This window comes from Psychrobacter sp. UBA6766, from assembly GCF_002453355.1.
Classification (GTDB): Bacteria; Pseudomonadota; Gammaproteobacteria; order Pseudomonadales; family Moraxellaceae; genus Psychrobacter.
Genome location: NZ_DKGQ01000053.1, coordinates 1 through 13051, shown reverse-complemented (window position 1 = coordinate 13051; position 13051 = coordinate 1). Strand labels below are relative to the sequence as shown.

Below are 13051 nucleotides of genomic sequence, written 5' to 3'. Positions count from 1 at the left end.
AACGTATCGTTTTTATATCGCAATGACTATAGCAAATTATACTTACTTTGATAAATCACGACCACGGCTGGCTTCAATCGCCAAACGTAGGCCATTTAAGCGAATAAAACCTTCGGCGTCTTTTTGATCGTAAGCGCCCGCATCATCTTCAAAAGTGGCAATTTTTTCATCAAATAATGAATCATCTGACTTTCGACCGACGACACTAACGCTACCTTTATATAGCTTCACGCGTACGGTACCGTTGACATATTCTTGTGATTTGTCAATCAACGCTTGTAGCATCATGCGCTCAGGGCTGAACCAATAGCCATTATAAATAATTTTAGCATAACGTGGCATCAGCTCATCTTTTAGATGTGCCGCTTCACGATCCAGTGTCAAGGATTCAATTCCGCGGTGCGCCTTTAGCATAATCGTACCAGCTGGCGTCTCGTAGCAGCCACGTGACTTCATACCAACATAACGGTTTTCGACGATATCTAAGCGGCCAATACCATGCTTGCCGCCAAGCTCATTTAGCTTAATCATCACTTCATAAGGCTTAAGTGCTTCACCGTCGATAGCAACGATATCACCTTTTTGGTATTCTAATTCTAAATATTGTGCTTCGTCAGGCGCTTCTTCTGGGCTTACTGACCAGCGCCACATATCGTCTTCTGCTTCGGCGTATGGATCTTCTAAAATACCACCTTCATAAGAGATGTGCAGTAAATTGGCATCCATTGAATATGGCGATTTTTTCTTATTACCCGCATAATCAATAGCGATATTATGTTCTTTGGCATATGCCATCAAGCTTTCACGGCTTGATAAATCCCATTCACGCCATGGCGCAATGGTAACCACATCAGGAGATAACGCAACGGCGCCAAGCTCAAAACGTACTTGATCATTACCTTTACCGGTTGCACCATGACTGATGGCATCGGCGTTGTGCTCTTTAGCAATCTCAACCAAACGCTTGGCAATCAAGGGACGCGCGATAGAAGTCCCTAACAGATATTCACCCTCATAAATGGCATTGGCGCGGAACATTGGGAATACATAATCGCGGGCAAACTCTTCACGTAAGTCTTCGATATGGATATGCTTGATACCCATGGCTTCAGCTTTGGCGCGTGCTGGCTCAACTTCTTCACCTTGACCAATATCAGCGGTGAAAGTAATCACTTCTGCATCATAGGTTTCTTGTAGCCACCTGGCGATGATTGAAGTGTCAAGACCGCCGGAATAAGCCAAGACGATTTTATTAATATTTTTTGGATCAAGCTGAGCCATGAATAACTCCTAATATCAGCATTTATTGTCGAATACATTTAATGGGAAATAAAAATGCGAAGGATGGGATGAAATCAATAAAAGATAGATTGCCTGCTCAGTGTACATCATATTTACTAGTGGAAAAAGTATCAGCGCCATTCGGTATTAGGTTTTCACTGACTATTGGCGTTCATTGATAAATAGTGTTGCTAACTTATGAGCAAAATTACTCAGCATTTATGTACAGATACCATTTATGTAAAATACTGGGCCGCATATTTAGTAAGGCCACATATTTAGTCAAGTAGGCAAATCTGTTATGATAGCAGCTCAGCAACACTCCCTTTTTCTCCCGTATAAAGATATAGAGCGCGATGACACTATGACCGATTCGATTAGAGAATTAACCATCCTGCAGCCAGATGATTGGCATATTCATTTGCGCGACGATAAGGCGTTAGCAACTACCGTTCCTCACGCCGCGCAAAGCTTTAACCGCATCATCTGTATGCCAAACCTTGCGCCCCCTGTAAAAAATGTCGATGATGCCCAAGCCTATCGGGCGCGAATTATGCAGCATTTAGAAGCGAGCGATTTGAGCGCAGAGCGTAAAGCGGCCTTTGACCCACGCATGACGCTATACCTTACTGATAACACTACCGCCCACGATATCGAAATGGCGGCAAAATCAGGTATCGTGCAAGCGGTTAAGCTCTATCCTGCTGGCGCAACGACCAACTCTGCTGACGGCGTCACCGATATCAATGCCTGTGTCGATGTCTTTGAAGCATTGGAAAAATATAATCTGCCTCTATTGCTACACGGCGAAGTCACACAAGACCATGTCGACATTTTTGATCGTGAAAAGCGCTTTTTAGACGAAGTATTGGCACAAATTATTGCTAAATTCCCCACCATGAAAATTGTGATGGAGCATATCACCACCAGTAACGCTGCTGACTTTGTCTTAGAACAAGGCAACCAAATTGCTGCCACGATTACGCCGCAGCATCTGATGTTTAACCGCAATCATTTATTGGTCGGTGGTATTAAGCCGCATTTTTACTGTTTGCCTATTCTCAAGCGTGAAAGCCATCAAAAAGTATTACTAGATGTCGCCACTAGCGGCAATCCAAAATTCTTTTTGGGGACAGACTCTGCGCCTCATGCGACGGATAAAAAAGAAGCCACTTGTGGCTGTGCTGGCTGCTATAGTGCCGCCACTGCGCTACCGTTATACGCTACAGCGTTTGATAGCGTGGGAAAAATAGATAAATTAGAAGGGTTTGCGAGCCGTTTTGGCGCTCAATTCTATGGGCTGCCAGTGAACGAAAGTACCATCACTCTAATAAATGCACCGATGCAAGTACCGACCAACTATCCATACTTTGATGGCTCGTCGTTAACGCCATTGATGGCTGGCGAGACGTTACCTTGGTCCATTAAAGACTAACGGCTAAAGCTTGACAGCGACGACGCAAAACTGTCTGCCTCTGTCTCATACCCTATGATAGGAAAAGCTTCTTTGCTAAAGACTGCTAATATTCTTAGCAAGGGCAAAATTCGTATTATTTCGTATCATAGGATGTGTGTTTTTTATTTACTTCAATACCACAGCACGACTGATAAAAGCGATTTAACTTGATATGACCACTCAAAACCATGCCGCCTTACACGATTTGGCCAATGCGACCAATAATCGTCTTAATAGTGCGCCAAGCAATACTGCTAATAGCGATAACGCCGCAGACGACCAAGTACCCATGCGCTTAAAAGAGCGTTTTCGTAAGTTTTTGCCCGTCGTCGTCGATGTCGAAACGGCCGGCTTTAATGCGCAAACGGATGCTTTACTAGAGATTGCTTGTATTCCTGTGCTGCTTGATGGGCAGGGCGTGTTTTATCCAGGCGAGGCTTTTAACGCTCATATTGAACCTTTTGAAGGCGCCAATCTCGAGCCAAGCGCGCTTGCCTTTACTGGCATTGATCCTAACAATCCACTTCGTAAAGCCATTGCGGAAGATGAAAAAACTGCGCTACGCCGTATTTTTAAAGGTCTAAAAGAAGTCCGCCGCGCTGAAGACTGCCGTCAATGCGTGCTCATCGGTCATAACGCCCATTTTGACTTGGCATTTTTAAATGCGGCGGTACTGCGTACCAATAGTAAAAGTCACAACCCATTTCATAACTTCTCAGTTTTTGATACGGTGACGCTCTCGGCGCTCGCATTTGGACAGACGGTGCTAGCCCGTGCTTGTAAAGCCGCAGGACTTGATTTTGATGGTAATGACGCTCATTCAGCACTCTACGATACCCAAAAGACCGCCGAGCTGTTTTGTTATATTCTCAATCACTACCCAATGCTGGCGAACGCCATGCATGATGAGCAGGATAATTTGTTAGCAGAGGATGAGTCAGAAAGCGTAAACAATACCAGCGGCGCTAACGCTACCAAGTAAAATAAAGCATACGTCCTCTACATTGTTAAACTCAAACAATAGTGTTATTTATAGTCAATGACCTGTTATGGATTATTTGAGCTTAACAAGAGGGACTTTGCTATGGAACCACAGTTTAAGTTATGGGCAACCATTATCGGTTACATGCTACTGGCGTTGACCATTAGCGCTTGTACGTCGTTATGGATTCGGCATCATTTAAAGCGTAATGACCTGCATCCACGCCGCGCACTCAAAAAAAGATATTTAATTTTAAAAAGACGTAGAAAAAGGCTTGACAGCAGACGCGGTCGCCATTAAAATACGCACCACTTCAGCATTAATGGTGAAAGCAGCTGAAGCGTTGTTACTAGTCCCCATCGTCTAGAGGCCTAGGACACCGCCCTTTCACGGCGGTAACGGGGGTTCGAATCCCCCTGGGGACGCCACTATTTGGCGTCACTTATTAGCAAGTTTGCTGAAAAGCATCAATAAGACTACTAAGCACACCAGCAAAACCCATTCACGTTTTTGTGAGTGGGTTTTTTTATGCTTGTCTATTTGTCATTAACCATTAGTTATTAAATCATCGGTTCTTATGATTAAAAGGAAAGCACTTTATAGTGATTTTATCGCAGCAAAAAGCCAGCAATTTATGCTGGCTTTTTAGATATATGGATTTGATTATTTGAGATAACCTACCAAATCTTATCGGCTAACATCAACCAAAGCAGCGCCAATACTATCAAGCCGCCTAGTATGGTTTGAATTAAGAAAAAGGCTTGGTGCTGTCCGACTACTTTTCCCAAGGTTACCCCTAGCGTGTTGTATTTTATCGGCTGAGTATCAAGCGCTCCGGTTCTTTCTTGTTCTTCATAATAGCCTTGCAGAATATCTAAAAACTGCCGCCATTCATTAAGCTCCCAAGCGTCGGGCTTAAACGGCATAAAGGCTTTGAGCTTAGGCTCATTCATCATCCAACGCTCAAGCGTAATCGAACGTAACGACCAAGCGGCAAAACGGCGCTCAGGAATCGCCGAAAAATCCAATATTTTTAAATCTTTGTGCCTGTCGTCTACCAACAAGCGATTTTTAAGATTGGTGAGTGCTTGCTCAGAACCTTCCACACACTGAAAAAAGTAGCCATTGCCGTAGCAAAGGATACCTGTAATATTATCGGCTTGATTTCGCTCAATCGCGACCTCTGCGATGTCATTGAGCGTACTTGCACTTGCAAGACCAGTCGACGTAATATGGCTCAGATATACGAGCTGGCAGAGATCCGGCGTTACTGGATTTGTCGAATCATTGATTGTTGACAAGCAGCTTCTCCCTATTATTAGATATATGTACTAAGACAACTATACTAAATTTAGAAAAAATATAGTGACAAGACGTTTGAAGACAATAAATCCGCTTGCTATATTATTGATTTATAAATGTTTATATTAATTGTATTAAGTTGGTTACATCATAGGCTAATTTAGTCATCAAAGCAATATTTCTTTATATTAAATAATGACTTATTAATACCAACCTGCGATTTAGCTTCATTTATATTCGCAATATTGCATAAATTGCTCGTTTAGTTATTCAATGAGTCACTTAAAAAAGTGGTAAAAAATATTGGCAGAAATTGGGTGCAACAGATTGCTCAGCCTTAACTCTGAGCTTTAAGGTTTATAGAGACATCATGAAAATAAAAAATAGGGATAAGAAAGCACAAAATGCTTTAGAACATTTTAGAATAGTTAGGAGGATGATTTAGACTGCGCGGAAAGAATAGCGCTAAGTAAGATAGCATCATCAGGATAAGTGAGTTTAATATTGTGGCGACTACCCGTGATAAGGCGTATTGGCAGCTTTAAACACTCAAACGCGCTTGCTTCATCGGTGATAACCAGATTGTGTTTATCAACGTAAGCCAAGACTTCTCGCAACTGACCTAAGCGAAATACTTGCGGCGTTTGCGCTTGCCACACATTACTACGCTCAAGCGTTTGTTTGATATAAGAATATGCATCATTATTGTCTTTACAGGCATTGCTATGCTCAGAATCAGCGCTAGCGTGTTTGTAGGATGCCGTATAGGACTGCTTTAGCGTATCAGCAACTGGCGTCGCTAAGATAGCGCCATAAGGCTCGTGCATCGCCGCTTCAATGACCTGATCGATGTCTTGGCTGGGTACAGCAGGGCGCGCAGCATCATGAATAAGTACCAAATCTGAATCTTGTGCCCCTGCACCAACAATCGCCTCGACTCCAGCCAAGACCGACTGCCAACGCTCTGCTCCGCCATTCGTATATTGGATAGGTAGGGCAAAATCAAGCGCCTGCGCCGTATTGTCATCTTCTGCCACCACTAATAAGCATTTATCAATATAAGCACTACTAGCAAGACGTGCCACGCTACGCTGTAGCAATGTCTGCCCTTGCAGCAAGGTATATTGCTTAGCAACGGTTGCACCAAAACGGCTACCGCGACCCGCAGCGACGATCATGGCATGGATATGAAGGGTGGTGTTCATAGGATAGTTTTGGGTAATACTCATGGTCAGATTCCATGATAATATGACTGGGTTGGATAGAAAGGAAGGTTAAAAGGAGACGTAGTTCAGATATAAACAGAACAAACTATAGATAACCGTTTATCTCGGCGAAGTTAAATGGGCGTAGTTAAAATCAATAACGGCTGTGCGTCGTTGGCGCGGTTGATACTTGTACAAAGGTTTCATTTGGCTTAATCAAGCCCAAATCCAAACGCGCGTGTTCTTCTACCGCCTCAAGTCCCGTTTTTAAGTCATGAACATCGGTACGTAATAAGTTATTTGCCGCCATTTGATTGTCATTTAAGCGTTGCTGCTCATCAATCTGCGACAGCAATTTACTATGCTCAAAATGTCCGTTTTCGCCCAACCAATATTGATATTGCAGTCCCAAAAGCACGGCAACCGCTAAAGCAAGGAGGATAAATTGGCTAAAGTATTTCATAAAGGGATCACGCCAAACGGTAGAGAGACAATATTTAAAATTAAAGATCAGATAGGCCCATTAAGCGATATATCATCGTATTGATGACGATATATCGCGAGCTTTAAGCCTAATTTCTTAGCTGCTGAGCTAATTAGCCACGTAGACCGATAAACTCTTCACGGCCACGGTAGCTTGCGCGTACTTGTTGCTCGATACGCAATAGCTGATTGTATTTAGCAACGCGATCTGAGCGGCATAGTGAACCAGTTTTAATCTGACCAGCAGCAGTTCCAACGGCTAAATCTGCAATGGTGCTGTCCTCTGTTTCACCTGAACGATGCGAGATAATCGTCGCATAGCCATTTCTCTTCGCCAGATAAATCGCATCTAAGGTTTCTGATAAAGTACCAATCTGATTAAACTTGATCAAAATCGCATTAGCAATATGTTTATCAATGCCTTCTTGCAAGATAGCAGGGTTGGTCACAAATAAATCATCGCCAACCAATTGGACTTTATCACCGATTTGCTCAGTTAAATACTTCCAGCCATCCCAATCTGACTCATCAAGACCGTCTTCGATAGAGATAATAGGATATTGACGCGTCAATCCTACGAGGTAATCTGAGAATCCTTGGCTATCAAAGGATTTGTTACCTTCGCCTGCCAAGATATATTGACCATTTTTATAAAACTCACTGGCCGCGCAGTCTAACGCTAGATAAATATCTTCGCCAGCTTTGTAGCCAACTTGCTCAATCGCTTGCATGATAACGGTAATGGCTTCTTCATTACTACGCAGGTTTGGCGCAAAGCCGCCTTCATCACCGACTGCTGTATTTAAGCCCTGTGACTTGAGAACTGATTTTAAGCTGTGGAAAATCTCCGTTCCCGCACGTAGTGCTTCTGAGAAACTGGTGAAACCAACGGGCTCAATCATAAACTCTTGAATATCAACGGTATTATCCGCGTGCTCACCACCGTTTAAGATATTCATCATTGGGACAGGCATCGTCAAAGACGTCTGATTGCGTAAGTTTGCAATGTATTGATGCAGTGGCAGGCTTTGAGATTTAGCAGCAGCTTTAGCCGTCGCAAGTGACACTGCTAGCATGGCATTTGCGCCAAGGTTATCTTTGTTTTCGGTACCATCAAGCGCAATCATCGCGTCATCAATAGCTTGCTGCTCAGTGACTTCTTTGTCCATAAGCGCACTGCGAATCTGGCTATTCACGTTAGCAACGGCTTTTTTGACACCTTTACCCATGTAGCGATCTTTGTCGCCGTCACGCAGCTCAAGCGCTTCACGTGAGCCAGTTGATGCGCCACTTGGGGCAGCAGCACGTCCGATAGTGCCATCAGCTAAGATTACGTCGGCTTCAATCGTTGGGTTACCGCGCGAGTCCAAAATCTCACGAGCGCGAATGTCTTTAATTGCGGCGACGTTGGTGGTTTCTTCAGCGTACATAATGTCTGTTAATTCCTTTGGTCATGCCAAGTGTATGGGATAAATAACGGCAACTAGAATACAAAAAAGGTAAAGCAAAATATCGTATAGCGGCTATGCCAAAACCAATCTTCCCACTTATATCGCGGACCAGCTTTGTGCATCGTAAAGGCTTATGGAATACTATAAGCCTCAGCTATCGTGCTTGGCATCATAGCATAAATTTTGCCAAACTTCCCTGCTCTTACAGCAACTTGCGGCCATAAAATCAAATATAGACAGCAATATCAACTGCTATTAACGAAACGTTTTAGCGCCTGCGCTAGGCATGTGGCTTTACCTTTACTTCACCTTTAGGCTTTTGTTAATCGCTCGCCGCCCGTACGAGAATGAGATACTGCGTTATTTAGCTCAACTTTCGTTTTAAATCGCGTCAGACGTAGCGCATTCATCAATACAGAAATAGAGCTAAGCGCCATCGCCGCCGCAGCAATCATAGGGTTTAAGAAGCCAAACGCAGCGAGCGGAATACCCAGACAATTATAGATAAAGGCAAAGAATAGATTTTGCTTGATATTACGCAGCGTTGCTTGAGCAATCTTTTGCGCCGCATCAATATGCATCAGCGACTCGCCCATTAAGCGCGCAGAAGCACTATGCTGGGCGACATCGGTGCCTTCAAACATCGCAAAACTGGCATCGGCGGTTGCCATCGCTGGCGCATCATTAACGCCATCTCCCGCCATCGCCACTTTATGACCAGCGGTTTGTAGTACGGCAATTTGGCTGGCCTTATCACGAGGGCTCATTTTGCCATATGCTTGCTCGGTACCCAACTGTCCTGCCACATGATCAACGACCGACTGCTTATCACCACTCATTAAGATGACATTGATACCCGCATCTTGTAACGCTGTAATCGCTTGCGGCGTATCGTCTTTTAAGTCATCAGCAAGGGCAAACGCTCCCAAGGGCTCATCGTTAATACTAATGGCTACAGTACTAGCAATTTGCCATACTTTTGGCATCAGCTTTGGTAGCGTTAAATTGGCAAACTCTGCAGTACCGACTTTTACAACGCCTAGCCCTGCGATATTGGCTTGAATACCTGCACCTTTAACGACGCTAATATCAGTGACGTTCATCAGCGGTAAGTTGCGTTCGACGGCTGCACTAATCAATGCCGTTGCTAATGGATGGCTAGCATGCGCCTCAACGCTTGCAGCAATCTGCAAGACATCATCGACCGCAAGCGATTTATCCACCATCACTTGATCGACGATAGTAGGCTTACCAATGGTCAAAGTTCCCGTTTTATCGAGCACCACCGTATCTATATTACCTGCCGCCTCTAGGCTTTGCGCATCTTTAAACCAAACGCCATGACGCGCGGCGACCCCCATTCCGGCCATGATAGCCGCTGGCGTGGCCAATCCAAGTGCACAGGGGCAAGCAATGACCAATACCGACACCGCATGCATTAAAGCCGTGTCGACCATGCCCGTGAGCCACCACGTCAACCCAAAGGTGACCAAAGCAATCGCCACTACGACTGGGACGAATATTGCCGTTACTCTATCGGCCAAACGTGCCAAGTCAGCTTTTGAGCCTTGGGCGTCGCTGAGGGCTTGTACCATATCGCCAAGCTTCGTATCACTGCCTTTCGCTCGTACGCGGTATAACAAACTGCCGTTTTCGACCAACGCCCCTGCTAGCAGATCATCGCCCTCTTCTTTTTTAAGCGGTACCGACTCGCCCGTTAGATGACTCTCCACACACCAACCACTACCATCGATAACGACACCATCGGTTGCCACGCGGCTGCCTTGTTTGGCACGCAACATATCACCTACTTGCACCTCTTGTAGCGCGACATTATGAAAGTCGCCATTTGGCTGTTGCTGCTCAACCTCATCAGGCGTTAAAGATAATAATAAATCAATACTATTTAAGCTGTGCTTTTTGGTACGCTCTTCAAGATATTTACCCGTACGCACAAAAGCGATGACCATCACTCCTGCTTCAAAATAAACAGCGGGACTGTTTCCGCCTGCATGATCACTTTGCAATAAGCTATTTAAAGTACCATCGCCGTGCGTCAGCCATAAATAAGTAGAATACGCCCAAATGGTGACCGTACCGATGACAACCAGCACATCCATATTGGCAAGGCCGCCTTTGATGGACGCCCAAGCGCTTTTATAAAATGGCAACGCTAAGCCAAATTGTACAATGGTCGCGAGTATAAACTGAACCCAAACGGGTGGCATCCACGCCATACCTTGTCCAACGAGCATACCTACCATACCGACCAAAAACGGCAGCAAACAAACCCATAATCCCATCAAACGCCACGGATACTCGGCTGTTGTATCTTCATCTGTCTTAGCAAATAGACTGTCTGCTGCTTGTATATTAGCCACAAAACCCGTTTTATTTACCCATTCTGCGACCTGCTCAGGTGTGGTTTGCGTTGGATCATAATCGACATTGGCGGTCTCGCCTGCGAAGTTCACGTTTACTTCATAAACCGCGGGCTTCTTATTGAGGACTTTTTCAATTCGTGACGCACAGGCCTGACACGTCATCCCGTCAATCGCCAGCTGTAAATGCGCGCGCTGCGGCGTAAGCGGTGTATTTAACTGGATATCGGTCTCAACCTTATAGGAGTCATCATTAACGGTACGGGTAACGTCATTCATAAGTAGAACTCGCTTTTGTGTTATAGCGCGTTATAGCGTTTATAGATTCGTTTGAGCAGGCACAAAAAGCTCAATGGCTTGATAAAAATATTAGAAAAAAGCGTACTTGAAGAGGAATTCTCTAACTATCCTGAGATAAGTATTAAATGGTTATAATTAACGGTAATTCAACTTTTTCTATTAATTCGACCCATTAAGACGTATTGGCGCCTAAATAGAAATCGGATATTCATGCTTACCTCATCATTTTTTAGACATTAAAAAAACCAGCCATAATAGCCGGTTTTTTTATAAATGCGAATAGTATCAAGAATTTGCAACGGTTGCATCGAAACCTGCATCATCGATAGCAGTGGCAATCGCCTCAATAGTGGTTTTGCTGTCATCAAAGGTCACGGTCGCTAAGTTATCAGCCAAATCAACAGAGATTGTCTCTACGCCGTCAATGCCGTCAGTCGCTTTATGTACGCTTGCCACACAGCCGCCACAAGTCATGCCATCAATGTTAATAATTCGAGTTTGGTTTGCCATGGAAATCTCCTTGTTCTTGTAACTGAGTTTTTATTAATGAATATTCGATAGTTTACAAAAACTGCTTTTATAATTGTCTTTATACGTCTGTTTATAAATACAGCATGAAACCAGCATAAGTTGAAACAGGGCTAACCACAAGTTCATTTGGTTATAACCTTATTAAGACACTGTTTATTCAAGTATTTTTTAAGCCTTGACTGTTAATAAAGTATTAACTATTCAAACCTGAATTGTTAAATATTGACCATTAAAAAATCTTACCGTAAAAACAGCAATCCAAAATTAATCATGATAACGCGGGTTTTGCGGCGCATCGATAGGAAACGGCTGGGTAACATAATCAACCATGCTGATTGCCGCGACAAACGCGTGAACCGTTGTTTTGGTATCATCATAATGTATAAATGCCATTCTGTTATCAGGCTGTAGCTTGATTTCTGTGACGCCTGTGATGTTTTTTAGCGCCGTCATGACGCCCTCAAACCCTTCAGCATCATCGATATTTTCGATACTTACTTGTGCCATTTTCATCGCCATTATCTTACCCTCTTATGATTTATCTCATTAATGCGTATCCAATACCTCAAAGCCTTTAACCAACTCATCTATCTGCTTAAGCTGACGCAAAAATGGTTCTAACTGACTGGTTCTTAATGCACATGGACCATCACATTTTGCATTCTCTGGGTTTGGATGGGCCTCTAAAAATAACCCTGCTAAGCCCGTTGCTATTCCCGCGCGTGCAAGCGTTGTGATTTGCTCGCGGCGGCCACCAGCACTATCACTTCGCGCGCCCGGCTGCTGCAAACTGTGCGTCACATCAAAAAATACCGGCATATCCATCTGTTTCATGGTATCAAAACCTAGCATATCCACAACCAGATTGTTATAGCCAAAGGCACTACCGCGCTCGCACAAAATCAGCTTATCGTTACCGGCCTCAAGACACTTGTTAACAATATGACGCATCTCATGTGGCGCTAAAAACTGCGCTTTTTTAATATTAATAATCGCATCGGTTTTCGCCATCGCATGGACCAAATCGGTCTGACGCGATAAAAACGCTGGCAGCTGAATGATATCTGCAACTTCGGCAACTGGCGCTGCTTGATAGGGCTCATGAACGTCCGTGATAATCGGCACTTGAAACTTTTCTTTAATTTGCCCTAGCCAATCGATACCTTGCTCTAATCCAGGACCACGATAAGAATGCAGGCTTGAACGGTTGGCTTTATCAAAGCTGGCTTTGAAGACATAACCGATGCCCAAACGCTCGCATATTTCGACATACTGTTCGGCAATCTCAAACGCCATCTCTTTGGATTCTAAGACGTTCATACCGCCGAATAATACAAACGGTTGGTCATTACCAATATTGATGGTACTGCCTTTTGGCGTCGTAAGCTGAATATGTGATTGCGCGGTTAATAGGTTATCCATGAAGTGCTGACCCTCATTATTGTTATTAGCTGTGATTATGAAGAGTGTTTATTAATATGATTCTTTCATATTGTAACCGATAGACCAATGAAAAAAAGCATCCAAGCGTAATTAGGCGTAACTACAGTTAACTGATCCCACTACCTAATAAATAAAAAGACTGTCTTGTTAAAAATATCTTAGTAAAAACAGTTATTAAAAGACTTAATTAAACTAAAAAAAGACCAATCCGTAGATGAACTGACCCCCGAAACTTG

The 13051-nt window shown here is 43.8% G+C and carries 12 protein-coding genes and 1 tRNA gene; 4 read left to right on the top strand and 9 right to left on the bottom strand.

Annotation, left to right across the window (positions count from 1 at the left end):
- Window positions 1–42: 42 nt before the first annotated feature.
- The gene (locus tag B4K26_RS11895) at window positions 43–1281 is read right to left on the bottom strand and encodes an argininosuccinate synthase (protein ID WP_296245739.1); all 1239 of its coding nucleotides are present in this window, start codon (window positions 1279–1281) and stop codon (window positions 43–45) included.
- Between the two features lie 364 nt (window positions 1282–1645).
- Between B4K26_RS11895 and pyrC the strand changes: the two genes are divergently transcribed.
- The 4 genes from pyrC (at window position 1646) to B4K26_RS11875 (ending at window position 4147) form a co-directional block, all read left to right on the top strand.
- Complete coding sequence (gene pyrC / locus B4K26_RS11890) at window positions 1646–2716, top strand: dihydroorotase (RefSeq protein WP_296245738.1); 1071 nt, start codon at window positions 1646–1648, stop codon at window positions 2714–2716.
- A gap of 310 nt (window positions 2717–3026) precedes the next feature.
- Window positions 3027–3719 (top strand): ribonuclease T, encoded by a 693-nt coding sequence (rnt, locus tag B4K26_RS11885; protein ID WP_296245751.1) that lies wholly within the window; start codon window positions 3027–3029, stop codon window positions 3717–3719.
- Window positions 3720–3821: 102 nt separating this feature from the next.
- Entirely contained in the window at window positions 3822–4019 is a 198-nt protein-coding gene (locus B4K26_RS11880; protein WP_296236846.1) for a hypothetical protein, read from the top strand.
- Between the two features lie 52 nt (window positions 4020–4071).
- Window positions 4072–4147 (top strand) — tRNA-Glu (locus B4K26_RS11875).
- Window positions 4148–4396: 249 nt separating this feature from the next.
- On the opposite strand, the gene B4K26_RS11870 is transcribed toward B4K26_RS11875, so the two are convergent.
- The 8 genes from B4K26_RS11870 to kdsA all read right to left on the bottom strand — a co-directional run bounded on the left by B4K26_RS11870 (window position 4397) and on the right by kdsA (window position 12794).
- Complete coding sequence (locus B4K26_RS11870) at window positions 4397–5020, bottom strand: BLUF domain-containing protein (RefSeq protein WP_296245737.1); 624 nt, start codon at window positions 5018–5020, stop codon at window positions 4397–4399.
- 429 nt (window positions 5021–5449) lie between these two features.
- A complete protein-coding gene (gene ispD, locus B4K26_RS11865) occupies window positions 5450–6250 on the bottom strand; it encodes a 2-C-methyl-D-erythritol 4-phosphate cytidylyltransferase (RefSeq protein WP_296245736.1) in 801 nt (266 codons plus the stop codon).
- 130 nt (window positions 6251–6380) lie between these two features.
- Window positions 6381–6689, bottom strand: coding sequence for an FtsB family cell division protein (locus B4K26_RS11860; RefSeq protein ID WP_296245735.1), 309 nt, complete (start codon window positions 6687–6689; stop codon window positions 6381–6383).
- A 133-nt stretch (window positions 6690–6822) separates the two neighbouring features.
- Window positions 6823–8139 carry a phosphopyruvate hydratase gene (eno, locus tag B4K26_RS11855; protein ID WP_296245732.1) on the bottom strand — a complete coding sequence of 439 codons (1317 nt, stop codon included), beginning with the start codon at window positions 8137–8139 and terminating at the stop codon, window positions 6823–6825.
- Between the two features lie 332 nt (window positions 8140–8471).
- Complete coding sequence (locus tag B4K26_RS11850; RefSeq protein ID WP_296245731.1) at window positions 8472–10820, bottom strand: heavy metal translocating P-type ATPase; 2349 nt, start codon at window positions 10818–10820, stop codon at window positions 8472–8474.
- A 306-nt stretch (window positions 10821–11126) separates the two neighbouring features.
- A complete protein-coding gene (locus B4K26_RS11845) occupies window positions 11127–11351 on the bottom strand; it encodes a heavy-metal-associated domain-containing protein (RefSeq protein WP_296245730.1) in 225 nt (74 codons plus the stop codon).
- A gap of 285 nt (window positions 11352–11636) precedes the next feature.
- On the bottom strand, window positions 11637–11891 hold the full coding sequence (locus B4K26_RS11840; protein ID WP_296245729.1) for a heavy-metal-associated domain-containing protein: 255 nt from the start codon (window positions 11889–11891) through the stop codon (window positions 11637–11639).
- 27 nt (window positions 11892–11918) lie between these two features.
- The gene (gene kdsA, locus B4K26_RS11835; protein WP_296245728.1) at window positions 11919–12794 is read right to left on the bottom strand and encodes a 3-deoxy-8-phosphooctulonate synthase; all 876 of its coding nucleotides are present in this window, start codon (window positions 12792–12794) and stop codon (window positions 11919–11921) included.
- Window positions 12795–13051 lie beyond the last annotated feature (257 nt).

Bases quoted from the DNA above. Each gene is read 5' to 3' on its own strand.
- B4K26_RS11895 (WP_296245739.1), bottom strand. From the start codon at position 1,281: ATGGCTCAGCTTGATCCAAAAAATATTAATAAAATCGTCTTGGCTTAT.
- pyrC (WP_296245738.1), top strand. From the start codon at position 1,646: ATGACCGATTCGATTAGAGAATTAACCATCCTGCAGCCAGATGATTGG.
- rnt (WP_296245751.1), top strand. From the start codon at position 3,027: ATGCGCTTAAAAGAGCGTTTTCGTAAGTTTTTGCCCGTCGTCGTCGAT.
- B4K26_RS11880 (WP_296236846.1), top strand. From the start codon at position 3,822: ATGGAACCACAGTTTAAGTTATGGGCAACCATTATCGGTTACATGCTA.
- ispD (WP_296245736.1), bottom strand. From the start codon at position 6,250: ATGAGTATTACCCAAAACTATCCTATGAACACCACCCTTCATATCCAT.
- B4K26_RS11860 (WP_296245735.1), bottom strand. From the start codon at position 6,689: ATGAAATACTTTAGCCAATTTATCCTCCTTGCTTTAGCGGTTGCCGTG.
- eno (WP_296245732.1), bottom strand. From the start codon at position 8,139: ATGTACGCTGAAGAAACCACCAACGTCGCCGCAATTAAAGACATTCGC.
- B4K26_RS11850 (WP_296245731.1), bottom strand. From the start codon at position 10,820: ATGAATGACGTTACCCGTACCGTTAATGATGACTCCTATAAGGTTGAG.
- B4K26_RS11845 (WP_296245730.1), bottom strand. From the start codon at position 11,351: ATGGCAAACCAAACTCGAATTATTAACATTGATGGCATGACTTGTGGC.
- B4K26_RS11840 (WP_296245729.1), bottom strand. From the start codon at position 11,891: ATGGCGATGAAAATGGCACAAGTAAGTATCGAAAATATCGATGATGCT.
- kdsA (WP_296245728.1), bottom strand. From the start codon at position 12,794: ATGGATAACCTATTAACCGCGCAATCACATATTCAGCTTACGACGCCA.